Source organism: Herbaspirillum sp. 1130, from assembly GCF_017833835.1.
In the GTDB taxonomy this organism is placed as follows: Bacteria; Pseudomonadota; Gammaproteobacteria; order Burkholderiales; family Burkholderiaceae_D; genus Herbaspirillum; species Herbaspirillum huttiense.
This window is the reverse complement of sequence record NZ_JAFICQ010000008.1, coordinates 88,175-112,091: the sequence shown is the minus strand read 5'-3', so window position 1 is coordinate 112,091 and position 23,917 is coordinate 88,175. Positions and strand designations below refer to the sequence as shown.

Sequence of the window (23,917 nt, the reverse complement as noted above, 5' to 3'; positions counted from 1 at the left end):
ATCGCCTGCATGCGGGTGGCCTGTCTGAACGGGCAAAAAATTGCATCGAGGAAATTATTTATATCGTATGCAAATTCTTGTGTTGAAGATGAGGGTGCCGTGAAGACATTCAAGCCGTCCCTTGCCTCATCGTCAGCAGCGGCGGTGGAAAAGTTGCTTTACGCAATGATTTATATCTTTTCCACAGGCTTGGCCAGTTCGGCGGCCGGAAATGAAAAAGGGCGCTTGCGCGCCCCTTCCTCATGAAATCCGGCTGGCTTTCTCAGCAGCCTTGCGGCTGCGAGGCAGCTTGCCGAGGGTGTCCTGGCTTATGCCGCTCCGGCCACCGCATCCTCCGGCGTTTCGTCCGGCAGGCGCTTGGCCATGGAGTGATGCTCCTGCAACTTGTCCTTGTGCTTGATGACCTGGCGATCGAGCTTGTCGATCAGCGTGTCAATGGCAGCGTAGAGGTCGTGTGCGATGCTTTCCGCATGTAGATCCTTCCCCTTGATGTGGACGTTGATTTCCGCTTTTTGGCGCTTTTCCTTTTCTGTGAGTTTATCTACGCTCAGGATCACGCTGACGTCGATCACGTTGTCGAAATGGCGCTTGATACGCGAGAGCTTGCTTTGCACGTATTCCCGGATGGCGGGGGTCAGTTCGAGGTGGTGTCCACTGATGGTCAGATTCATACAAGACTCCTATCGTGAAGTCACTGGAGGTTCGTGCAATCGATCCTGCTGCAGCTGTACCACGGGCACGGTCTTCGTGTCGGATGGCGCGGGCATCAGTAGGATGCTTGCCTGAACACAGCAACGGTACTGCAGAAAAACTGAGGAAAAACTCAGAGGGACTTGCGGAGATTGACCGGCGGAATCTTCAACACTTCGCGGTATTTGGCGACTGTGCGTCGCGCGACCACCATGCCTTGTTCTGCCAGCATATCCGCAATCTTGCTATCGGATAATGGGGTCTGCGGGTTCTCGGCTCCTATCAACTGTTTGATCAGCGCCCGTATCGCGGTGGAGGAAGCTTCACCTCCGGTTTCAGTCGCGACATGGCTACCGAAGAAGTATTTCAACTCAAACATTCCATGCGGAGTGAGCATGTATTTCTGAGTCGTCACGCGAGAGATGGTGCTCTCGTGTAGACCCAGTGTATCAGCAATTTCACGCAGCACAAGGGGGCGCATGGCCACTGCCCCATGTGAAAAGAAGTTTCTTTGACGTTCCACAATAGCCTGCGCGACGCGCAAAATTGTATCGAAACGTTGCCGCATGTTCTTGATGAGCCACTTGGCTTCCTGCAACTGCGACGACAGCGAACCTTCTCCCTTGGCTTGCTTCAATGCACTGGCATACATCGCATTGACGCGCAGCTTGGGCATGACCTCATGGTTGAGCATGACCTGCCAGCCGTTCTTTGTCTGCTTGACAATCACGTCCGGCACCACATAGTCCGAGGCATCACGCGCGAATTCCGCACCCGGATGCGGACGGCACTGGCGGATCACGGCCTGCGCTTCACGCAGGTCTTCGTCATCGCAATCCAGTGCCTTCTTGATCTTGTTGAAATCGCGCTGGGCAAACAGCGGCAGGTAATCCTCCACGATCCTCAGCGCCAGCTTGCGCGTCACGAAGGGAATCTTGGGCAGGCGGCGGATCTGCAGGGCCAGGCATTCGCCGGCACTGCGCGCACCGACACCCGCCGGGTCCAGGCTCTGCAGCAGCTTGAGCGAAATCGACAGCTCTTCCATGTCGATGCCCAGCTCTTCGGGCAGGCGCGCGTGGATGTCTTCCAGCGGCTCTTCCAGATAGCCGCTCTCGTCCAGCGCATCGGTGAGCAGTTCCAGCAGCGCACGATCACGCAGGGTGCGTGCGGTCACGCGGATCTGTTCCAGCAGGTGTTCGCGCAGGGTCAGTTCGTGCGCTTCGAGTTGCGGGCGGGCATCATCATCGTCTGGCGACTTGCCGCTGCGCGCGACGTCGTCGAAGCTCCAGTCGGCATCCCCCGTGACACCGGCTTCCGGCGCGTTGTCCTGGTAGTCGAAGCTGGAATCGCCATCGCTGGCGGCCGGGGCCGCTTCGCCGCTGCCTTCGTGACTGGTTTCGGCAACGCCGCTGGAGGGCGAACTGGAGACCGCGCCATCGGCCAGCAGACGTACCGAATTGTCGAGCGCGTCGTCGAGGCGTTCCAGCAGGGGATTATCGGAGAGGATCTGTTCCAGTTCCTGGTGCAGTTCCAGCGTCGACAGTTGCAACAGTCTGATCGACTGCTGCAGTTGCGGCGTCAATGCGAGGTGCTGCGAGGTACGTAACTGGAGCGACTGTTTCATCTGTCTTTCTGAAAGCGGCGTGGCCCGCTGGTTGCTCTGCCGGTCGTTGCGTATTGCGTATTGCGTATTGCTTGTTGCGTATTACGTGATGTGCACTCTGTATTTCTTCAAGCGTATCGGGCAAGCCGACTGCACCGCTTACATGCGGAAATGCTCGCCCAGATACACGCGGCGCACCGACTCGTTGGCGATGATCTCTTCCGGATTGCCGCTGGCCAGCACCGTGCCCTGGTTGATGATGTAGGCGCGATCACAGATGCCCAGCGTTTCGCGCACGTTGTGGTCGGTGATCAGCACGCCGATGCCGCGTTCCTTCAGGAAGCGCACGATGCGCTGGATCTCGATCACGGCAATCGGGTCGATACCGGCGAACGGTTCATCCAGCAGCACGAAGCGCGGATCGGTGGCCAGTGCGCGGGCGATCTCGACGCGCCGGCGTTCACCGCCCGAGAGCGACAGCGCCTGGCTTTCGCGCAGCTTCTCGATCTGCAGTTCGTGCAGCAGGTTGTTGAGGCGGCCTTCGATTTCATCGCGCGAGAGCGGCTTGCCCTCTTCCTGGCGCAGTTCCAGCACGGCGCGGATATTGTCTTCCACCGTCAGCTTGCGGAATACCGACGCTTCCTGCGGCAGGTAGGACAAGCCCATGGTGGCACGCTTGTGGATCGGCATGCGCGAAATGGACGCGCCATCGAGGTCGATCTCGCCACCATCGGAGGGCACCAGCCCCACGATCATGTAGAACGAAGTGGTCTTGCCGGCACCATTCGGGCCGAGCAGGCCGACCACCTCGCCGCTGCGCAATTCCATCGAGACATCGCGCACCACCTGGCGCGCGCCATAACTTTTCTTCAGGCCGCGAACGACCAGCGAGCTGGCTATCATTGTCACTGGTCCTTTCCGCTGTCGCGACGCGTTGCAGGCTGCGCAGCGTTGTTCTTGCCCGCGGGCTGGGCCGGCGCGGTGCTGCCTGCCGGCGGCGGATTCTTGGGCTGGATCACCGCAGTGATGCGGCCTGCGCCCGGCTTGCTCTCGCCGGTGGCGGTGTTGTTCACGGAATAGAATTCGGCGCGGCTGTCATAGGAGATGAATTCGCCGTTGACTTCATCGGTGATGCGATCGCCGTCCATGCGCTGGATGTGCGCGCGCTGGAACAGCTTGGAGATTTCGGTCTGCTCCGAATACTCGATGCGCTCGGCCTGGCCTTCGATCCACAGGTTGGGACCGCCGTCACGCTTCTGGCGGAAGTTGGCCAGCGCGCCCGGGGCCGCATACAGCACCGCATTTTCATAACCGTACTGGTCGGTCGTCAATACCACGCGGCCGGCCTTGATGATCAGCGTGCCGCGGGTCATGACCACGTTGCCGGTAAAGGTCTTCACCTGGCGCACGTCATCGTAGACCATCTGGTCTGCCTCGATGTTGGTCGGCTTGGTGGAGTCCGCCTTCTCGGCGTTGGCCACGCCGCACACGGCAGCCAGCATCAGCATCGGCAGTAAGAATGAGCGTTTCATTGGGTTCCTGTCTGATCGGTTCTTGGCGTTTTTATCCCGGAGTCATCCGGCTTAGCGTTTCTTCGGAGTGGGCTCGTAATAGCCGCGGACATTGCCGAACAGCTGCACCACCTGGGTCGCATTGTTGGCCACCATGCCCACGCCGTTCAGGCGCGTGGTGCCCATGGTCATGGCCACCGGCTTGTCGGTCTTGACGATTTCATCGTCAGGCAACAGCAGCAGGTATTCCGACACCAGGTGCATCTGCTCGCGGCCCTTGTAGGGCGCGCGGATGGCGTTGGCGTTGCCGTACATGTGGATCTGCGTCTGGTCGTCGGTGACGCGCGCGGTATCCGAGTAAAGCTCCATCGGTGCCTGGTTCTGGTCCAGGTTGTGCACCACCGGCTTGGTGATCTCGAAGGAGTCATCCGTGGGGTAGTGCACCATCTTCGTTCCCGCAACGTCATAGCGCGGCAGACCGGTCGGGCCCATGCGCACGTAGTTGAAGTTTTCCAGGTAGTAGTCGGGTTTGCCACGCGGACGCTGCGCCGGTTGCTGGTCACCCGCGGCCCGCATGGCCTGCATCACCCAGAAGCTGCCCAGGGCACCGGCGATCAGGATCACCAGAATCACCGCCAGGCGGATGCGCTCGGCGTTGCGTTCTCCGCTGCGCCCGCTCATGCCAGGTACGGCGCGAGGGCCGCCTCGTAGTTGCCTTGTGCTGCCAGCACCAGGTCGCAGATCTCGCGCACGGCACCATGGCCGCCGCTGGCCTGGGTCACGTAGTCGCTGCGCGACTTCACCTCGCGATGGCCGTTGGCCACGCAGGCCTTGAATCCGACGCGGGTCAGTACCGGCAGGTCGATGATGTCGTCGCCCAGGTAGCCGCAATCCTGCGGCGTCAACTGCACCTGCTGCAGCAGCTGTTCGAAGGCCTGGCGCTTGTCGTGGATGCCCTGGAATACATGGGCGATGCCGAGATCGCGCGCACGGCGCAGCACATAGGGCGACTGGCGCGCGGTGATGATGGCGGCAGCGGTGCCGTATTGCTGCATCATCTTGATGCCGTGGCCATCGAGCGCGTTGAAGCGCTTGAAGGCCTCGCCGTCCTCGCCGTAGAACAGGCCGCCATCGGTGAGCACGCCATCCACGTCGAAGATCATCAGGCGGATCGTTGCCGCCTTGGCGAGCGCGGCAGCGGGCAGGGTGCTGGCGAAGGCTGGCGCGTTCATCAGATCACCTTGGCGCGAGTGAGATCGTGGATGTGCAGCGCGCCCGTGAGCACGCCGGCCGCATCGGTAACCAGCAGCTGGTTGATGCGGAATTGTTCCATCAATTGCACGGCATCCACGGCCAGCTGGTCCTGGTTGACGGTCTGCGGATTGGCATGCATGACGTCGGCGATGTAAAACTTGGAAAAGTCCTGGCCACGCTCCAGCAAGCGGCGCAGGTCGCCGTCGGTGAAGACGCCGACCGGGCGGAACTGCTCATCCACCACGGCGGTCATGGCCATGCCCTTGCGGGTGATTTCCATCAGCGCTGCCGACAGCGACACGTCCGGGCGCACGGCGGGAATCGCCTCGCCGCTGCGCATCACGTCGCGCACGTGGGTCAGCAGGCGGCGGCCCAGTGCACCACCGGGATGGGAGCGCGCAAAATCTTCCTCGACGAAGCCGCGCGCATCCAGCAGCGACACCGCCAGCGCGTCGCCCATGGCCAGCGTGGCCGTGGTGCTGGCGGTCGGGGCCAGGTTGAGGGTACAGGCTTCCTGCGCCACGCCCACGTTGAGGTGGACGGCGGACAGCTTGGCCAGAGTGGACTGGTCATTGCCGGTCATGGCGATGATCACCGCACCCATGCGCTTGACGATGGGCACGATGGCCAGCAGCTCGGCCGTTTCACCGGAATTGGAAATGGCAATGAAGACATCGCGCGCCGTCACCATGCCCAGGTCGCCGTGCGCGGCTTCGGCCGGATGCATGAACAGCGAGGGGGTGCCGGTAGAGGCCAGGGTGGCGGCGATCTTGCGGCCGACATGGCCGGACTTGCCGATCCCCGAGACCACCGCACGTCCCTCGCATTGCAGCAAGGTCTGCACGGCAAGTGCCAGGGGGTCGGCGCTGTCGTCGCGCAGGCGGTCTTTCAGGGCCAGGATGGCATCGGCTTCGATCTGCAGGGTCTGGCGTGCCAGTGCGATGGCACGGCGGGCAGCCCCGGCCGAAAAAGATGCAGGCGTGGTTTTGTCATCGGTTACACTCATAACCGAAGTATAAACGAATTAGCAAAGCAAAAAACTTGCCAGATGTAAGGGAATGCTGCCGGATTTGACGTGATATGCAGCGTTGCATCGCGCCGCAGCACCGCTGCCACGGGGGATTTCCGGCCATCGCCGGGATGGGGCATGGCATCGCAGCAGGCGCGGAGGGCTTCCGGTCGCGGTGAATTACTCTGCTGTTGTGGAGCCACACGTATGAATTTCAAGGCGATTTCGCGCCTCGCCGCCCAAGGCTTTCCTTCATATTGCACACTGGTCAGGTGAACTGCCTTTTGCTGGTGCGTTGCCAATTTTACAAATTCATTCATATCGAACCCCGCCGCAGCCCGGCGGCTTTTGACAAGAAACCCCAACAGCAATGTTTTCCGGACTGGAACTGACCCTTTTCCTTCTGGCTGCCGCAGTCCTTGGCGTGGTCGCCTTCCGCATGATGCAGTTGCCGCCGATGCTGGGCTACCTGGTGGTGGGCATCATCATCGGCCCACACGGCCTGGCTTTTGCCGAGGACAATGAAACCACCCATGCGCTGGCCGAGTTCGGCGTGGTGTTCCTGATGTTTTCCATCGGTCTGGAGTTTTCGCTCTCCAAGCTCTCGGCCATGCGCCATATTGTCTTCGGCCTGGGCGTGGCACAGGTGGCGGCGACCATTGCCACCACCATGCTGGTGGCCTGGGGCGCGGCCATGGTGCTGCCGCAGTTCGCCAACGTCAGCTGGCAGGCGGCCTTTGCGCTGGGCGGGGCGCTGACCATGTCGTCCACGGCGATCGTTTCCAAGCTGCTTACCGAGCGGCTGGAGCTGGAGACCGAACACGGCCGCCGCATCCTCGGCGTGCTGCTGTTCCAGGATCTGGCGCTGGTGCCGCTGCTGATCGTCGTGCCGGCGCTGGCCAACAATTCCGGCAACATCATGGTCACGCTGGGCTGGGCGGTGGGCAAGGCGCTGGTGGTGCTGGCGCTGCTGCTGTTCTTCGGCAGCAAGCTCATGCGCGGCTGGTTCCGCATCGTGGTCAAGCGGCGCTCGCAGGAACTGTTCATGCTGAACCTGCTGCTGATCACCCTGGGCGCGGCCTGGATCACCGAGAAGGCCGGCCTCTCGCTGGCGCTGGGGGCCTTCATCGCCGGCATGCTGATTTCCGAGACCGAGTTCAAGCATCAGGTGGAAGAAGACATCAAATCCTTCCGCGATGTGCTGCTGGGCCTGTTCTTCATCACCATCGGCATGCTGCTCAATGTGCGCACGCTGGTGGATCACTGGTTCCTGGTGTTGCTGCTGCTGACCGGGCCGGTCCTGCTCAAGTTTGCCCTCATCGCCGGACTGGCGCGCCTGTTCGGCTCCACCACCGGTGTGGCGCTGCGCGTGGGCCTGGGCTTGGCGCAGGCCGGCGAGTTCGGCTTCGTGCTGCTGAGCCAGGCCGGCGGCCTCAAGCTGGTCGATCCCATGCTGATCCAGGTGATCCTGGCCGCGATGGTGCTGTCGATGCTGGCCACGCCCTTCATCCTGGCCCAGTCCGACGCCATCGTCATGAAGCTGTCGGCCAATGAATGGATGCTGCAATCGCTGGCCCTGACGCAACTGGCGACCCGCACCATGGGTGTGCAGAAGCACGTGATCATCGCCGGCTTCGGCCGCAGCGGCCAGAGCCTGGCGCGCCTGCTGGAAGAGGAGGGGATCGCCTACCACGCCCTGGAGATGGATCCGGAACTGGTGCAGGACGCCCGCAATGGGGGCGCCAATGTTTCCTACGGCGATGCCGCCCGGCGCGAGAGCCTGGTGGCCGCCGGCATCCACCGCGCGGCGGCGCTGGTGGTGACCTATGCCAGCACACCCTCGGCATTGAAAGTCTTGCATCACGCCCACGAGCTGGAACCGGAGCTGCCGGTGATCGTGCGCAGCCACGATGATGCCGACCTGGAAAAGCTGCTGGCCGCCGGTGCCACCGAAGTCGTGCCGGAAGCGCTGGAAGGCAGCCTCATGCTGGCCTCGCATGCGCTGGTGATGCTGGGCGTGCCGCTGCGCCGCGTGGTGCACCGCGTGCAGGATGCGCGCGATGAACGTTACGCTTCTCTGCGCGGTTATTTCCACGGCATGTCCGATGCCGAAGCCGATGGCGTGGGCATGAACGTGCGTCTGCAATCGGTCACCCTCATCGGCGGTGCCAGCGCCATCGGCCACACCTTGGCCGACATCGACCTGCCGGCCCAATGTGGTGCCGAAGTCGCCATGCTGCGACGCGGCAAGCAACGGCTGGAAGCGCCGCAAGACACCGAACTGATGGCCGGCGACATCGTGGTGCTGCGCGGCAGTTCCGAAGCCATCCTGCGCGCCGAAAAACGCCTGCTCAGCAAATAGCCGGAGAGCGCCGCTGGCAGCCGATGCGCAGCGGCTCGCGCCGCACACTTCAGCACATCTGCTCATCATTCCAGCCTGCCAAAAATAAATGTTCACTTCCCACATCCCGGACCTGTTCCCCTGGTACGGGAAATGCTAGTGTTTCCGGGTGGCAGCGACGCGGCCTTATCGGCGCGCGCTGGACGCATCAGGACTACGGGTCCACACAATGAATCCGTTGTAGAGAAAACAAAAGTGAAGTCCGGGAGGAACATGTTCAGCAAATTAACCATCAGGGCACGCCTGATTTTCGTCATCGGCTTTCTGGCGCTGATGCTGGTCGGCTCAGGCGTATTGGGCCTGGTCGGATTGCGTTCGACCAATGCGCAGATGCGCTCGCTCTATGAAGACCGCCTGGTCGCCTTCTCCCAGCTGGAGCGCATGTCGGCGGCGCTGGATGCGGCGCGCAATGGCATCTCCACCTCCATCGTCGGCGACTCCGGCGACATCGATGCCAACATGGACCGGATCGAGAAGGCCATCAAGGCCAACGACGCCATCGTCAAGCAATACCAGGACACCCAGCTCACCAGCGATGAACGCGTGCTGCTGGACAAGCTCATTCCCCAGCGCCAGAAGTTCGTCACCGATGGCATCAAGCCGGCGGCCGAAGCCTTGCGCAATCGCGACTTCCAAGGTGCGATCGAACTGTATGGCGGCGTCATGCTCAAGCTCTACGCCGATGCACATACCACGCTGGCGCAACTGATGGACCTGCAGCGTACGGTCGGGCGCGAGCTGCACGAACAGGCGCAGCAGCGTTACCAGACCCTGCTGGTGGTGATGGGCGTGGCCATGGCAGCGGGTTTGTTCGTGGCGCTGCTGATGGGCGTGCTGCTGGTGCGGGCGATTTCGCGTCCGCTGCAGCGTGCGGTCACCGTGGCCCAGGCCGTGGCTGCCGGAGACCTCACCCAGCAGATCGACGTCCACAGCCAGGATGAAACCGGCCAGCTGATGCAGGCGCTGCGGCAGATGAATGACAACCTTCAGGGCATCGTCGGCCAGGTGCGCCTGAGCACGGATACCATTGCCACCGCTTCCAGCGAAATCGCGCATGGCAACCTCGATCTCTCCTCGCGCACCGAGCAGCAAGCCGGGGCGCTCGAAGAAACGGCGTCCGCCATGGAACAGCTGACCTCCACCGTGCGCCACAATGCCGACAGTGCGCAGCAAGCCAAGGAACTGGCGCACTCCGCTTCCGAAGTGGCGGTGCGCGGGGGCGAGGTGGTGCGCCAGGTGGTCGATACCATGAGTTCCATCAATCAGTCTTCCAGCAAGATCGTCGACATCATCAGCGTGATCGATGGCATCGCCTTCCAGACCAACATCCTTGCCCTGAACGCCGCAGTGGAAGCGGCGCGCGCGGGTGAGCAGGGACGCGGCTTCGCCGTGGTGGCGTCGGAAGTGCGTTCACTGGCACAGCGTTCTGCGGCCGCAGCCAAGGAGATCAAGGTCCTGATCGATGATTCGGTCACGCGGGTGGGGACCGGCAGTGCCCTGGTGGCACAAGCCGGACAGACCATCGACGAAGTGGTCAGGAGCGTGCAGCGCGTGAGCGAAGTGGTGACCGACATCAGTGCAGCCGGGCAGGAGCAGAGCCAGGGCATCGAGGAGGTCAACAACGCCATCACGCAGATGGATGAAACCACGCAGCAGAACGCCGCGTTGGTGGAACAGGCCGCAGCCGCCGCACAGTCCATGCAGGAACAGGCGGCGCGCCTGTCGGAAGCGGTCAGCGTGTTCCGGCTCGGCGGTACTGCCGTCGCCGGCGTACCGGCAGCTCAAGCGGTGGCCGCGCGCGCAACTGTTACGGTGGCTGTACCGGCATCAGCGGCCCTGCCCGGCAAGGGTGGCTTGCTGCTTCACTGACACCGCAAGTCACCGCGTCTTTCCGTACCGGTACGGTCGCTTCGACCTTGCCGGTACAGTGATCCGCCCCCAGCCAGTACAGTCGTTCAAGTGTCCAGGGCCACATCCTCGGACGCAGCCGAACGGGTACCGGGCAGGGGCGGATTGCTTTTGCCGTGATAGGCGAACACGGCCGAACACTTGACCTGTTCACTGTCGTTGCGGCCGGCGGCATGGAACAGGCCGCTGTGGAACAGCACCACGTCGCCCGGCGCCAGTGACAGCGCAATGCCCTGCGCAAACAGGGCCTGGTTGGCGGCCACGTCGGGGCGCAGGAAATCCAGTTCATCCATCTGTTCCGGCTGCAGCTTGAGCTTGTGCGAGCCGGGGATGAATTTGAGCGCACCGTTCTCCGGCGTTTCCGCACCCAGCGCCAGCCACACCGAAATCAATTCATTGCGCGGGAAGGACCAGTAGCGGATGTCGCGGTGCCAGCCGGTGGCGGTGCCGAAGGCCGGGTGCTTGGTCATGATGCAGTTGTGATGCGCCAGCGTGAGGCAGACCGGTTCCTCGAACAACTGATGCAGCATGGCGACCAGTTGCGGATCGGCGGCCCATTCGCGGTACACCGGATCGCGCTGCCAGGCCGCCCGCAGACGCCGCGCGGTGCGGCCGCCTTCGGCCTCCAGCGAGGCGGGAGCGCCTTCGTAGCCGACTTCGGCTTCGTATTCCAGCGGTGCGACCGCACGTTGCAGGTGATCTTGGGTGACGGCGAGCAGGCGTTCGCGCAGGGCGTCAGGGACCATGCCCTTGAGCAGGAGATAGCCCTGTTCGCGGAAGAAGGCGACCTGGGCGGGTGACAGCGGGTTCGACATGATGGACTTTCGGGGTTGCACGGCAGCCCGTCCATGGCGGACGGGCGAGCCTTCATTGTGCGCCGGATGGCGGCCAGGTGCATGACTGTATGCCATGGCCGGCGCAGCGCAAGATACAGATGGGCAGCAATTCTGTATCGTTTGCGCGTGCGCAAGTCCGGACTTATTTTTCTTGCTTCGACTTCTTCTTCAGCAGCGGACCCAGGTACTTGCCGGTGACGCTGGCCGGATTCTTCGCCACGTCCTCCGGCGTACCGGCCGCCACGATGCGGCCACCGCCGGCACCGCCTTCGGGACCGAGATCGATGATCCAGTCGGCGGTCTTGATGACGTCCAGGTTGTGTTCGATGATGGTCACCGTATTGCCCTGGTCGCGCAGGCGATGGATCACTTTCAACAGCAGGTCGATATCGTGGAAGTGCAGACCGGTGGTCGGCTCATCCAGGATGTAGAGCGTGCGGCCGGTATCGCGCTTGGACAATTCCAGCGACAGCTTCACGCGCTGCGCCTCGCCGCCCGAGAGCGTGGTGGCGCTCTGGCCCAGCTTGATGTAGCCCAGGCCCACATCGAGCAGGGTCTGCAGCTTGCGCGCGATCAGCGGCACGGGTTTGAAGAACTCGTGCGCGTCTTCCACCGTCATGTCCAGGATCTCGGTGATGTTCTTGCCCTTGTACTGCACTTCCAGCGTTTCGCGGTTGTAGCGCTTGCCGTGGCAGACATCGCAGGGCACATACACGTCCGGCAGGAAGTGCATTTCCACCTTGATGACGCCATCGCCCTGGCAGGCTTCGCAGCGGCCGCCCTTGACGTTGAAGGAGAAACGTCCGGCGCTGTAGCCGCGTTCCTTGGCCATGGGCACGGTGGCGAACAGATCGCGGATCGGCGTGAACAGGCCCGTGTAGGTGGCCGGGTTGGAGCGTGGCGTGCGGCCGATCGGTGCCTGGTCCACCGCGATCACCTTGTCGAAGTGTTCCAGTCCGCCGATGGCTTCGTGCTCGGCCGGTTCGGTTTGCGAACCGTACAGGTGGCGTGCCGCCGACAGGTACAGCGTGTCGTTGACCAGGGTCGACTTGCCCGAACCGGAGACCCCGGTCACGCAGGTCAGCAGGCCCACCGGCAGTTCCAGGTCCACATTCTTGAGGTTGTTGCCGGTGGCGCCCGTGATGGTCAGCATGCGCGATTCATCGCAGGGCGTGCGCTTCTTGGGCACGGCGATTTCCAGCGAGCCGTTCAGGTACTTGGCGGTCAGCGACTTCTTGTTCTTGAGGATGTCCGGCAGCGAACCATGGGCGATCACGTCACCGCCATGCACGCCCGCGCCGATGCCCATGTCGACCACGTAGTCGGCAGTGCGGATGGCGTCTTCATCGTGCTCCACCACCAGCACGGTGTTGCCGATGTCGCGCAAATGCTTGAGGGTATCGATCAGGCGGTCGTTGTCGCGCTGGTGCAGGCCGATGGAAGGTTCATCCAGCACGTACATCACGCCGGTCAGTCCCGAGCCGATCTGCGAAGCCAGGCGGATGCGCTGGGCTTCGCCGCCGGAGAGCGTATCGGCGCTGCGTTCCAGCGAGAGATAGTCCAGGCCGACGTTGTTGAGGAAGGTCAGGCGCGAGACGATTTCCTTGATGATGCGGTCGGCGATTTCCTTCTTGGCACCGGTCAGTTTCAGGGTCTCGAAGAAGGACAGGGTCTCGCGCAGCGGCGTGGCAGCGACTTCGTAGATGGCACGCTGCTGCTTGCCTGCACCGACCTTCACATAGCGCGCTTCCACCCGCAGGCGGGCACCGTGGCAGGACGGGCATTGCTTCTCGTTGATGAACTTGGCCAGTTCTTCCTTGACCGCCATCGAATCGGTTTCGCGATAGCGGCGCTGCAGGTTGTTGACCACGCCTTCGAAGGTATGCTCCTTGACCACCGTGCGGCCACGCTCGTTGACGTAGGCGAACGGAATGGTCTGGCGGCCCGAACCGTACAGCACTGCCTGCTGGGCCTTGTCATCGAGCTGCTCGAAAGGCACATCGAGGTCGAAGCCGTAGTAGGCAGCGATGCTGGTCAACATCTGGAAGTAGAACTGGTTGCGGCGATCCCAGCCCTTGATCGCGCCCGAGGCCAGCGACAAATTGGGGAAAGCCACGATGCGCTTGGGATCGAAGAACTCGATGTGGCCCAGGCCATCGCATTCCGGGCAGGCACCCATCGGGTTGTTGAAGGAGAACAGGCGCGGCTCCAGCTCCTGCAGCGAATAGCCGCAGATGGGGCAGGCGAACTTGTTGGAATACAGGTGTTCCTTGCCGCTGTCCATTTCCAGCGCAATGGCGCGGCCATCGGCCAGGCGCAGCGCGGTCTCGAAGCTTTCGGCCAGGCGCTGCTTGATCTCCGCCTTGACCTTGACGCGGTCGATGACGACGTCGATGGTGTGCTTCTCGGTCTTCTTCAGCTTGGGCAGGTCATCGACCTCGTAGACCTTGGCCGACCCGGTGCCGCTCTGGATGCGGAAGCGCACGAAGCCCTGGGCCTGCATCTCCTCGAACAGGTCGGCGTGCTCGCCCTTGCGGTTGGCCACCACGGGGGCCATGATCATCAGCTTGGTGTCTTCCGGCAGCGCCAGGACTGCGTCGACCATCTGCGAGACCGATTGCGCCTCCAGCGGATGTTCGGGGTGGTCCGGGCAATAGGGCGTGCCGACGCGGGCGTACAGCAGGCGCAGGTAGTCGTGGATCTCGGTGACGGTACCGACGGTGGAGCGCGGGTTGTGCGACGTCGCCTTCTGTTCGATCGAGATGGCCGGGGACAGGCCTTCGATCATGTCGACATCGGGCTTTTCCATCAGCTGCAGGAACTGGCGCGCGTAGGCCGACAGCGACTCCACGTAGCGGCGCTGCCCCTCGGCATACAAGGTATCGAAGGCCAGCGACGACTTGCCCGAACCGGACAGGCCAGTGATGACGATGAGCTTGTTGCGGGGGAGGTCTAGGTTGATATTCTTGAGATTGTGCGTACGTGCGCCGCGAATGCGAATTTCTTCCATGGATGCCTTCAGCTAGGGGTTGCCTGCCCCCGCGTGCGATCAGCCGATGAGCGATCACGCATTGTGCGGAGCAGCGATGGGGACAACATGTAACTATAACAGGACTGCGAATGGCCGGCAGGCGGGGCTGCAGCGGCAGATGACCCATGTGGGCATGCATCGTCGAATTGAAAGCGCGGCCGTGGAAAAAGCCATGGCCTTGCAGCGCAAATGCCGCAGGAAATCGTCTGCGTGGCGGATCCGGTGCAGGGATTGCTGATGAATGATGAAGCAGACAAGAAAAAGCCGGCGCGTGGCCGGCAGTTTCTTGTCATGCAATCGCTTGCCCTCAGTGGGCGCGTTCGTAGATCTTGAACAACTGTCCTTCATCGCCGTCGCGGCGGCCTTCCCAGAACAGGGTCCAGTGACCATGCGGACGCTTGCCGGCGTCGGGCATCTCCTGGATCAGCCAGCGGCATGCGGTGTGGCGGCCGCCGTCGATGGGCTGGTGCAGGATGCCGGTGTAGTAGTACAGCATCGGCGCCTCCGATTCGCCCAGTGCCTGGCTGGCCATGCAATCGCCCTCTTGCCAGGCCGGACCGATCTTGGCCTGGAGATCGGCGTAGACATATTCATAACTCTTGCCGTAATCGGCCCAGGGCAGCAGCAATGTGAAAGCCAGGCCCCACATCAGGGTGATCCCGCCAAACCACGAGAACGCGCCACGCCACTGGCCGGCACGGCTCAGCAGGCCCAGCGAGGCGATCCACAGGATGCTCATGGCGCCCGCGGCCAGCACGGCCAGCGGCTGGATCGGCGTCACGAAGCTCAGCGGCAGCCACTTGCCCATGAACGCGATGGGCTGGTGCTGGTCGGCCGGCCAGGTGGAGACGATGTAGGTCGCCCAGATCCCCACGGCCAGCGCCCCGAAGGCCAGGCGCGAGAACCAGTCCCACGCCAGGTTGGCCAGCGCCGGCAGGCGCGGCAGGGCGCGCGCGCCCAGCATCACCAGCGGCAGCAGTACCGGCAGCAGATAGAGCTGGCGGGCAGTGGCGGAGCTCTGCAGCACGGCCAGGCTGATGGCACCAAAGGCCAGCGGCAGCGCCACCTTGCTGGTGCCGACCTGACGCCAGTCGCCGCTGCCCAGCGCCACCAGCGCCAGTACCGAGCCGGGCAGGGCAAAGCCGCCCAGGGCGCGCAGGATCACGGTGTGGTCGTTGTCCGAGCCCAGTTTTTTGACCGAGAAGCCGAAGAAGCGGCCGACGTTGTTGTCCCAGAACCATTCCATGAACAAGGGCATGGAGTGCTGGGCCAGCAGTGCCGGCCAGATCACGAAGAAGGGCAGCGAGACCAGCACGGCGGTGCCGACCATCTTCCAGTACGAGCGCGAGCGGCAGGCCGGCACCATCACGCCGACGGCCATCGCCGTGGCGGCGAAGGTGAGCGGCACGAACAGGCCCTTGGTCATCTCGGTGATGCCCACCCCCAGGCCGAACCAGAAGGCCGCGCTCCACGCGGGCGTGCGGCGCTCCTCGTTGAGGGCGATGGCCAGCAGGCCGTAGGTGGCCATGACGCCGCCGGTGACCAGGGCCACGTCGGTGAACATGTCGTGGGCGTGCTTGACCATGCCCGGCGTACCGGCGAACAGGGCCAGGGTAGCCAGTACCGGCAGGCTCATCAGGCTGCGCTGGCCCCACATCATCTTGGCAATCCTGGCCACGAACACCAGCGTGACCAGGTTGTAGAGCACGCTGGCCAGGCGCGCGCCCTCGTGATACGGCAGCAGCGGATAGGCCAGCTTGGCCAGCAACGCGGCGGTCCAGTAGTACAGCGGCGGCTTTTCCATGAAGGGCTGGCCGGCATTGGTGGGAACCAGGTACTCGCCGGAGACCAGCATGTGATGGATCATGCCGAAGGTATAGGTCTCATCCTGTTTCCAGGGACCATGGCCGAACACGCCCGGCAGCAGCCAGGCGGCACCGGCCAGGATCAGCAGCAGCCAGGCCAGACGGGCGGGCAGGGCTTGCTCGCCGGCAGCAGAGACCGGTTGCGCAGAGCGGGAAGTGCTCGTCTTGCCTTCGTTGAGCGAATCAAATAGGAACATGCTGAATATACGGATGCGAGCGGCCTGCGCCGCCAGCGCAACAAACAAAAAACGGAAAAAAACTGAAAACCGGAGGACATCGAGGATGCGCACGACACCAGCGTGCCGCCGCATGCGGGACACCGCTTGACCTGTTCGCCATCCTCTGCGTCCGGGTTCTCCCCCCCATTACGCGTGATTGCCTTCTTTTTCTTGGCGAAGTTTATGGCCGGGCTGAAATCTTCCGTTCAGGAAGGGGCGGCTGTTATGAGCACTGCAGAAAAAATGAGCAATGCGCTATTTTGGCATAAGGTGTACCTAACATGACAGGTTTGTCAGGAAAGTTGTGAAGATTCGCGACACTCCCGTCCCGCTGTCACCATCCGGCGGGGCCGCGGAAGTTGACGCAGCACATGGAAGTGCCTCAATCCTGCGGGCCGGGAGTGCAGGGGCTGGGCGGTGCTGCCGGTCAGCCGGACTATCCTGTTACCATACGGCTTTTGCCCCGGCCGGGTTTTACTTGCAGGGCCGGGCAGTCGCCAACGCCAGTCACGAACCGTATGTCCCACCACTCCCGTTCCACCGCACAGCCTGAAAAATCCGGCATGTCGCGCGCCGAGGTGCGCGCCAGCGTTTCCCTTGCCTCCATTTTTTCCCTGCGCATGCTGGGCCTGTTCCTGGTGCTGCCGGTGTTCGCAGTGCACGCCCACAGCCTGCCCGGCGGTGACAGCGACACCCTGGTCGGCATCGCCCTGGGCATCTACGGCCTGGCGCAGGCGTTCGGCCAGATTCCTTACGGCATCGCTTCCGACCGCTACGGGCGCAAGCGCATCATCGTCATCGGGCTGCTACTGTTTGCGCTGGGTTCCTTCGTGGCGGCCGCTGCCCACAGCGTGCTGTGGCTGCTGATCGGACGCGCGCTGCAGGGCTCGGGCGCGATTTCGGCGGCCATCACGGCCTTCATCGCCGATTCCACCCGGGAAGAACACCGCACCAAGGCCATGGCCATGGTCGGTGCCTCCATCGGGGTGACCTTTGCGGTGTCGATGGTGGCCTCGCCGCTGCTCTACAAGTCCATCGGCATGGGCGGCATCTTCGGCCTGACGGGCATCCTGTCGCTGATCGCCATCGCGGTGGTGGTGTGGGTGGTCCCGGCCGCACCGATGGTGGCGGCACGTCGCGTCTCGCTGTCCGAGGTGTTGCGCCATGCGGAGTTGCTGCGACTCAACTTTGGCGTGTTCACCCTGCACCTGACCCAGGTCGCCATGTTCATGGTGGTGCCGGCGGCGCTGGTGCAACTGGCCGGCATCCCGCTGGGCGAGCACTGGAAGATCTACCTGCCGGTGGTACTGGCGTCCTTCGTGCTGATGCTGCCGCCGATCTTCGTGGCCGAGAAATATGGCCGCATGAAACCGGTCTTCCTCGGCGCCATCGGATTGATGCTGCTGGTGCAACTGGGTTTCTGGGCGGTGCTCTCGCATCCGCTGGCGCAGGTGTGGATGCTGGTGGCGCTGCTGTTCCTGTTTTTCGTCGCCTTCAACATCCTGGAGGCGGCGCAGCCTTCGCTGGTGTCGCGCATTGCGCCGCCGGCCGCCAAGGGCGCGGCGCTCGGTGTCTACAACACCTTGCAGGCGCTGGGACTGTCCTGTGGCGGCGCCTTGGGGGGCTGGCTCAAACAAAATGTGGGGAATTCCGCCGTATTTCTTCTCTCAGCCGTCCTCACCCTGACCTGGCTTATAATCGCGGCTAACATGAAAAACCTGCCGCGCCGCGCTGCGCAGGCGGCGGGTGCAACAGCCTAAACGTATTCAGGAGAAACAATGGCATCGGTCAACAAAGTCATCATCGTCGGCAATCTCGGGCGCGATCCGGAAACCCGCTACATGCCCAACGGCGAAGCCGTCACCAACATCGCCGTCGCCACGACCGAAAGCTGGAAGGACAAGAACACCGGCGAAAAGAAGGAGCTCACCGAATGGCACCGCATCACCTTCTACCGCAAGCTCGCTGAAATCGCCGGCCAGTACCTGAAGAAGGGCTCGCAGATCTACGTCGAAGGCCGCCTGCAGACCCGCAAGTGGCAGGACAAGGAAGGCGTCGAACGCTACACCACCGAAATCATCGCTGACACCATGCAGATGCTGGGCGGCCGCCAGGGTGCGGGCGGCGGTGGCGGTGGCATGGACGAAGGCGGCTACGGTGGCGGCGGCGGTGGCGGCAGCTACGGCGGCGGTGCTCCGCGCCAGAGCGCCGGCGGTGGCGCAGCAGGTGGCGGCGGTGCCCCGCGCCAGCAGCCGGCCCAGCGCCCGGCGCCGAACTTCTCGGACATGGACGACGATATCCCCTTCTGATCGGACCTCGTTTCATTACGCCAGGCAGTCCAAAGGCTCGTTCCCCCCCGGGAACGGGCCTTTTGCTTTGCAGGTTCCGCTTACTGGCATTTCTCGTTGATCCCCGCGCCGCGCGGAAACACGCCCACCTGCTGCCATTGCCCCCTGCTGCGATACTGGTACAGCCGGAAGCGCGGTGCCGCATTGGCACCGCCGGCCGCAAAACTGATCGGTCCGCTCAGTCCCGCATGGCGTAGCTGGCGCAAGCTGGCCGCGATCTTTTCGCCATCGGTCGAGTCGCTTTGCAGGATGGCGGCGATCAACACGCTGGCCGCGTCATAGGCATAGTAGGAATAAGGACTGGGGGCGACGTTGTAGCGCCGCATATAGGCCTGGGTGAACGCCTTCCAGCGCGGACACTGCTCACGTGCCAGTTCATATTCCAGCACGTAGGCCTGCGGCAGCGCCGCCTCGCCGAAGGACAGGCTGCTGGCCCCGCCCACCAGCAACACCTTGGCCTCCGTTCCGGAGCGCCGGACTTCCTCCATGAACGCTGCCGCCTGCGGAAACAGCGCGAGGAACACGATCACATCCGCCTGATACTGATTGGCCGCCTTGATGGTGGCATTGAAGTCAGTCGTGCGCCGGCCGACCAGATAGCGGGTGGCGGTCAGTCCCGGCCGGTTGACCAGGCGCGCGGTCAGTTCATCGGTGAGGGCATTGCTGTAGGCCGAGTCATTGTGGACGACGAAGACCCGCTTGCCCTTCAGGTCGGTGGTGATCACCTCGGCCATCGTCAGGCCGACCTCGGCGGTTCCGCCCACGACCCGGAACGGCATGCGATTGCCCTGGCTGGTCCACTGGCTGGTGCCGGCCGTAAAGCCGATCTGCGGGATGCGGGCCGCCTCGTACAGTTCGGCCGTGGCCATGGCCGCGTCGCTGCTCCAGGGCCCGATGACCCCCGCGACTTTTTCCTTGATGAAATAACGGGCGACATTCACGCCGAAATTGGCCGACCCCTGGTCATCCTGGGCCAGCAGGCGAAAACGCCATGAAGATTTCTTCCTGGCGGCCATGGCGTTGGCATCCTCCACCGCCAGCTCCGCACCGTGCCAGGCACTCTGCACGATCGGCTGCGTGATCCAGGCACTCAGGCCCAGCGTCACCTGGCGGACTTCCTCGGCCTCGGCCGGCCGCATCGTCCACGGCTGCAGACAGACAAGCAGGGCGATCCAGGCCGCCCTCATGATGGTGACTTTGCGCATCTCACTTCCCCCCATTCCCGGCGGAACCTGCCCGGGACCTTGATCTTGTGATGGTTGTTATTTCTGCACAGGTACGCGGTCCAATATACACACCCTGGCGCCATCGGGCCATGCGCCACGTGCAAGGATCGCATCGCACCGCCTCATTTGATCCCGGAAAAAAAAACCAAGCTCTTCATCAAATTACATTGAAATATTGAATTTCCTCAATAAACTAAATTTCGCAATTTGGCTCCATAAAATATCATATTTAATGATTTTTGAATGGGTCAAGTGATTTGAAGTAGCTCAATTCGGAGCGCAGGCGGCTGGACCGTTCCGATTGCATCCACTCTTTCCAACGGGGTTTTCATGAACGTCTCATTCATAGGCCGTTTTACCATCCGCCAGATCTTCATCCTGCTTACCGGCGTCATCAGTGCGCTCATGCTGGCCATCGCGCTGGTAGCGCTGGCGCTGGAACGCAGCGACGCCACGCTCAATGCCGCCAACGAGAGCCGCTACGCCTCGTTCCAGCTGGCCACCGAATTGCGCCAGAGTTCGGACGACCTGACCCGCCTGGCACGCACCTACGTCATCACGGCTGACCCCGCCTATGAAAAACAGTACCAGGCGATCCTCGACATCCGCGATGGCAAGAAGCCCCGCCCGGAAAACTATGGCCGCATCTACTGGGATTTCGTCGCCGCCGATGGCAAGCCACCGCGTCCCGACAGTTCGCGCAGCGTCGCCCTGATCGCGCTGATGCGCGAGGCCGGCTTCACCGACGCCGAACTGGCCAAGCTCAGCGAAGCCAAGGCCAATTCGGATGCCCTGGTCAAGACTGAAACGGTGGCCATGAACATGGTCAAGGGCCTCTACGAAGATGCGCAAGGCAACTTCACCCGGCGCGGCGAACCCGACCTGGTCCGTGCACGCGAACTCATGCACGACCATGCCTACCACGTGAACAAGGCCAGGATCATGCGCCCGGTAGACCAGTTCTTCGCCATGCTGGACGCCCGCACCCTGGCCCAGGTGGAAGCGGCCAGGGCGCATTCGGCCACCATGGCGCGGATCTTCTACGCCCTGATGGGGGTGGCGGTGGTGGTGCTGGCCTGTACGCTCATGCTGGTCTACAAGGCTATCCGAGATCCGCTCGCGCATGCCGCCAGTGTGGCACGCCGGGTGGCGCAGGGCGACCTGACGGCCGAGATCAGCCACCACGTCAGGGGCGAAACCGGTGAATTGCTGGAAGCGCTGCGGACCATGCAGACCGGCCTGCAAATCATCGTTACCGATGTGCGCGACGGTGCCCATCGCATCGACAATTCCGCCACCGAGATCGCGGCCGGTACGCTGGATTTGTCCACCCGCACCGAGCAGCAAGCCAGTTCGCTGGAAGAAACCGCGTCCTCGATGGAAGAGATCACCTCCACCGTCAAGCAGAATGCCAGCAACGCCGTACTGGCCAGCGAACTGGCCAGTACGGCGTCGGCGGTGGCGCAGCGCGGCGGAGCCGTGGTCTCGCAGGTGGTGGAGACGATGGGGGCCATCAATGCCTCGTCGAAGAAGATCGTCGACATCATCGGCGTGATTGACGGCATCGCGTTCCAGACCAATATCCTGGCACTCAACGCCGCCGTGGAAGCGGCCCGGGCCGGCGAGCAGGGCCGCGGTTTTGCGGTGGTCGCCAGCGAGGTGCGCAACCTGGCGCAACGTTCGGCGGCCGCCGCCAAGGAGATCAAGGAACTCATCGACAACTCGGTCTCCAAGGTCGATGCCGGCAGCACGCTGGTCAACCAGGCCGGCTCCACCATGGATGAAGTGGTCGCCAGCGTACAACGCGTAACCGAAATCATTGCCGGCATCAGTACGGCCAGCCAGGAGCAGTCCGCCGGCGTGGAGCAGATCCAGCAGGCGATCAGCCAGATGGATAACGTGACCCAGCAGAATGCCGCCCTGGTGGAGCAGGCCTCGGCCGCCGCCGAGTCGATGCAGGAGCAGGCCCACAAGCTCAGCGGACTGGTCGGGGCCTTCAAGACCTAGCGCAGGCGAACACGAACGCCCACTGGCGGGGGCTGGAGGGCGATATGAAAAGAACTTCAGCAGGCTGCCGTCCATGCGGCCCAGGCGGGGGCCAGGCCGCTAGCGGAGTGAAGAGGCGGGCGATTTTCAGGGAGACGTGGTGGCCTCCGGTTTCATTTCGGCCAGCGCAACTCGAAGCAGGCACCGCCCAGGGTCGAGGGTTGGCAATCCACCGTGCCGCCATGCGCGCTGGCAATGGCCCGCACTACGGCCAGTCCCAGCCCGCTACCCTTGGCGGCCGTGTCGCCGGTACGGGGCCCACGCTGGAAGGCATCGAAGATGCGCTGCGCGTCGCTGGCGGACAGGCCAGGACCGCTGTCCTCCACGCGCAGGCAATGCTGGCCATCGACGACCAGGGTACTGATGCGCAAGGGGCCCGGCGTGGCGTGTTGCAGGGCATTCTCCAGCAGCGCCAGCAGTGCCTGGCGGATGCGTACCGGGTCGCATGCCGGGCGCTCCGCGCCCAGCGCCAGGGTGAGCGTGAAACCCTTGTCGTGCAGCGCCGATTCACAGGCTTTCAGCACCGTCATGATCTCCTGCCGCAGATCGGCCTGCTGCAGCTGGATGCGCAAGTGGCCGCTCTCGGCCAGCCCCACGATGCGCAAGTCCTCGATCAGCCGGCCCAGTCCTTCCACCTGCACCAGCAGGCTGGAAAAGAGCGCCGGATCGGGCTGGAACACGCCATCGGCCAGGCCCTGCAGACGCCCGCGCAGGATCGTCACCGGCGTGCGCAGCTCGTGCGCAATCGCGGCGTTCCAGAAGATGCGTTCCTGCTGCACCCGCTCCAGCCGTTCGGCCATGGCGTTGAAATCGCTGATCAGTTGCGAGGCTTCGTCCAGCGGCTGCCGGTCTGCGGCGGCGCGCGCGGCCAGGTCACCCTGCGCCACGCGGCGCAAACTGGTGGCCACCGAATTCAAAGGCGTGAGGATGCGGCGCGATAACCGGATGGCCACCCACACCGCAATGGCCACGCCGATGAGCGTGGTCACGAAGATCCAGCCCCATTCAGCGGGCGAGGGCAGCCAGCTGTCTGGTGCAGATAGCGCCGTGGGCAGGAAGATGAACAGCGTCGAATAAAACGCGTAAGACCCCAGCAGCACCATCAGCATGATGGTCAGTGCCAGGATGGCGACGGAACTGATGATCTGGCGCGCCAGTCCCTTGCCGCGCCAGAGGGTCAGGAGATCGATGCCGGGTTTCATGGATGCGTATCGGGTGCGTGCAATCAGCCGCCCTGCTGGAAGCGGTAGCCGACCCCGCGGATGCTCACCGGGTTACCGGCCAGTCCGAGGTCTTCCAGCTTCTTGCGCAGCTTGCTGACGTGGCTGTCCACGGTGCGTTCCAGGGTGTCGCCCTCGGGCAGGCAGGTGGCCAGCAGTTCGGCACGGCTGAATACGCGGCGCGGGGCGCGTGCCAGTTGTGCCAGCAGCTTGAATTCGGTCAGTGTCAGCATCAGCGTGTGGCTCACGCCCTCGATTTCGGCCACCACCTCATGCTGTTCGAAATCGATCACGAAGGGCGGGGCGCGCAGGATGCGGCGGTCTTCGCGCTCCTCGCGCGGCAGGCTGCGGCGCAGTACCGCTTCCACGCGCGCCACCACTTCGGCCGGGTTGAAAGGCTTGACCACGTAGTCATCAGCACCGATGCGCAGGCCCGTGAGCTTGTCCACGTCCTGGTCCAGCGCGGTGAGCAGGATGACCGGCGTGTTGTCGCGCTGGCGGATCTGCGCCAGCACCTGCCAGCCATTGACCTGCGGCATCTGAATATCGAGCAGCACCAGGTCCGGCTTGAGCGAGAGATGCAGCTCCAGTGCCCGCGCGCCATCGGCCGCATGCACGCTGCGCATGCCGCTGCGGGCCAGGTAGGCGGCCAGGATCTCGGCGATCTCGGGTGCATCCTCGGCGATGAGGATCAGCGCACCCGTGGCCGGTGCGGCCTCGCCGGCTTTCACTTGGGTTGCCGCCATTCTTG

General features: G+C 63.3%; 20 protein-coding genes. 6 read left to right on the top strand and 14 right to left on the bottom strand.

The window, feature by feature from the left end; all coding sequences use genetic code 11:
* Positions 1-99: 99 nt before the first annotated feature.
* Complete coding sequence (locus JOD78_RS27330; RefSeq protein ID WP_158601291.1) at positions 100-246, top strand: hypothetical protein; 147 nt, start codon at positions 100-102, stop codon at positions 244-246.
* Positions 247-308: 62 nt separating this feature from the next.
* Here the strand turns inward: JOD78_RS27330 and raiA are convergent, their stop codons facing one another.
* From raiA to JOD78_RS27290, 8 genes are all read right to left on the bottom strand, one after another.
* Positions 309-671 carry a ribosome-associated translation inhibitor RaiA gene (gene raiA / locus JOD78_RS27325; RefSeq protein WP_034331451.1) on the bottom strand — a complete coding sequence of 121 codons (363 nt, stop codon included), beginning with the start codon at positions 669-671 and terminating at the stop codon, positions 309-311.
* Between the two features lie 152 nt (positions 672-823).
* Positions 824-2,314: an RNA polymerase factor sigma-54 gene (locus tag JOD78_RS27320; protein WP_121045784.1), complete on the bottom strand. Its 1,491-nt coding sequence runs from the start codon at positions 2,312-2,314 to the stop codon at positions 824-826.
* A gap of 138 nt (positions 2,315-2,452) precedes the next feature.
* Positions 2,453-3,196, bottom strand: coding sequence for an LPS export ABC transporter ATP-binding protein (gene lptB, locus JOD78_RS27315; RefSeq protein WP_209569253.1), 744 nt, complete (start codon positions 3,194-3,196; stop codon positions 2,453-2,455).
* Between the two features lie 2 nt (positions 3,197-3,198).
* Positions 3,199-3,825 (bottom strand): lipopolysaccharide transport periplasmic protein LptA, encoded by a 627-nt coding sequence (lptA, locus tag JOD78_RS27310; protein WP_121045786.1) that lies wholly within the window; start codon positions 3,823-3,825, stop codon positions 3,199-3,201.
* Between the two features lie 51 nt (positions 3,826-3,876).
* A complete protein-coding gene (gene lptC, locus JOD78_RS27305) occupies positions 3,877-4,485 on the bottom strand; it encodes an LPS export ABC transporter periplasmic protein LptC (RefSeq protein ID WP_034331443.1) in 609 nt (202 codons plus the stop codon).
* Positions 4,482-5,036 (bottom strand): HAD family hydrolase, encoded by a 555-nt coding sequence (locus JOD78_RS27300; protein WP_034331440.1) that lies wholly within the window; start codon positions 5,034-5,036, stop codon positions 4,482-4,484. Before JOD78_RS27300 ends, lptC begins: the two co-directional genes overlap by 4 nt.
* Positions 5,036-6,064, bottom strand: coding sequence for a KpsF/GutQ family sugar-phosphate isomerase (locus JOD78_RS27295; RefSeq protein ID WP_121045787.1), 1,029 nt, complete (start codon positions 6,062-6,064; stop codon positions 5,036-5,038). Before JOD78_RS27295 ends, JOD78_RS27300 begins: the two co-directional genes overlap by 1 nt.
* The gene (locus JOD78_RS27290; protein ID WP_209569251.1) at positions 6,061-6,387 is read right to left on the bottom strand and encodes a hypothetical protein; all 327 of its coding nucleotides are present in this window, start codon (positions 6,385-6,387) and stop codon (positions 6,061-6,063) included. The genes JOD78_RS27295 and JOD78_RS27290 overlap by 4 nt, the downstream gene beginning before the upstream one ends.
* 50 nt (positions 6,388-6,437) lie before the next feature.
* Here JOD78_RS27290 and JOD78_RS27285 point away from each other — a divergent pair, with 50 nt between their 5' ends.
* Together JOD78_RS27285 and JOD78_RS27280 are read left to right on the top strand one after the other, a co-directional pair.
* A complete protein-coding gene (locus JOD78_RS27285; RefSeq protein WP_039784052.1) occupies positions 6,438-8,429 on the top strand; it encodes a cation:proton antiporter in 1,992 nt (663 codons plus the stop codon).
* 252 nt (positions 8,430-8,681) lie between these two features.
* Positions 8,682-10,337 carry a methyl-accepting chemotaxis protein gene (locus JOD78_RS27280; protein WP_121045789.1) on the top strand — a complete coding sequence of 552 codons (1,656 nt, stop codon included), beginning with the start codon at positions 8,682-8,684 and terminating at the stop codon, positions 10,335-10,337.
* A gap of 86 nt (positions 10,338-10,423) precedes the next feature.
* On the opposite strand, the gene JOD78_RS27275 is transcribed toward JOD78_RS27280, so the two are convergent.
* The 3 genes from JOD78_RS27275 to JOD78_RS27265 form a co-directional block, all read right to left on the bottom strand.
* Entirely contained in the window at positions 10,424-11,191 is a 768-nt protein-coding gene (locus tag JOD78_RS27275) for a phytanoyl-CoA dioxygenase family protein (protein WP_209569249.1), read from the bottom strand.
* 163 nt (positions 11,192-11,354) lie between these two features.
* Positions 11,355-14,222 (bottom strand): excinuclease ABC subunit UvrA, encoded by a 2,868-nt coding sequence (uvrA, locus tag JOD78_RS27270; RefSeq protein ID WP_121045791.1) that lies wholly within the window; start codon positions 14,220-14,222, stop codon positions 11,355-11,357.
* A gap of 328 nt (positions 14,223-14,550) precedes the next feature.
* Positions 14,551-16,305: a glycosyl transferase gene (locus JOD78_RS27265; RefSeq protein ID WP_209569247.1), complete on the bottom strand. Its 1,755-nt coding sequence runs from the start codon at positions 16,303-16,305 to the stop codon at positions 14,551-14,553.
* Positions 16,306-16,844: 539 nt separating this feature from the next.
* Between JOD78_RS27265 and JOD78_RS27260 the strand changes: the two genes are divergently transcribed.
* Entirely contained in the window at positions 16,845-18,086 is a 1,242-nt protein-coding gene (locus tag JOD78_RS27260) for an MFS transporter (RefSeq protein WP_084319844.1), read from the top strand.
* Between the two features lie 18 nt (positions 18,087-18,104).
* Positions 18,105-18,635, top strand: a complete 531-nt coding sequence (gene ssb / locus JOD78_RS27255; RefSeq protein WP_121045793.1) for a single-stranded DNA-binding protein — start codon at positions 18,105-18,107, stop codon at positions 18,633-18,635.
* 80 nt (positions 18,636-18,715) lie between these two features.
* On the opposite strand, the gene JOD78_RS27250 is transcribed toward ssb, so the two are convergent.
* Positions 18,716-19,879: a branched-chain amino acid ABC transporter substrate-binding protein gene (locus JOD78_RS27250; RefSeq protein WP_227022552.1), complete on the bottom strand. Its 1,164-nt coding sequence runs from the start codon at positions 19,877-19,879 to the stop codon at positions 18,716-18,718.
* Positions 19,880-20,230: 351 nt separating this feature from the next.
* Here JOD78_RS27250 and JOD78_RS27245 point away from each other — a divergent pair, with 351 nt between their 5' ends.
* The gene (locus JOD78_RS27245) at positions 20,231-21,907 is read left to right on the top strand and encodes a methyl-accepting chemotaxis protein (protein ID WP_134134424.1); all 1,677 of its coding nucleotides are present in this window, start codon (positions 20,231-20,233) and stop codon (positions 21,905-21,907) included.
* Between the two features lie 152 nt (positions 21,908-22,059).
* Here JOD78_RS27245 and JOD78_RS27240 read toward each other — a convergent pair whose 3' ends face one another.
* Together JOD78_RS27240 and JOD78_RS27235 are read right to left on the bottom strand one after the other, a co-directional pair.
* Positions 22,060-23,148: an ATP-binding protein gene (locus tag JOD78_RS27240; RefSeq protein ID WP_204727102.1), complete on the bottom strand. Its 1,089-nt coding sequence runs from the start codon at positions 23,146-23,148 to the stop codon at positions 22,060-22,062.
* Positions 23,149-23,171: 23 nt separating this feature from the next.
* Positions 23,172-23,912, bottom strand: a complete 741-nt coding sequence (locus JOD78_RS27235) for a response regulator (RefSeq protein ID WP_209569245.1) — start codon at positions 23,910-23,912, stop codon at positions 23,172-23,174.
* Positions 23,913-23,917 lie beyond the last annotated feature (5 nt).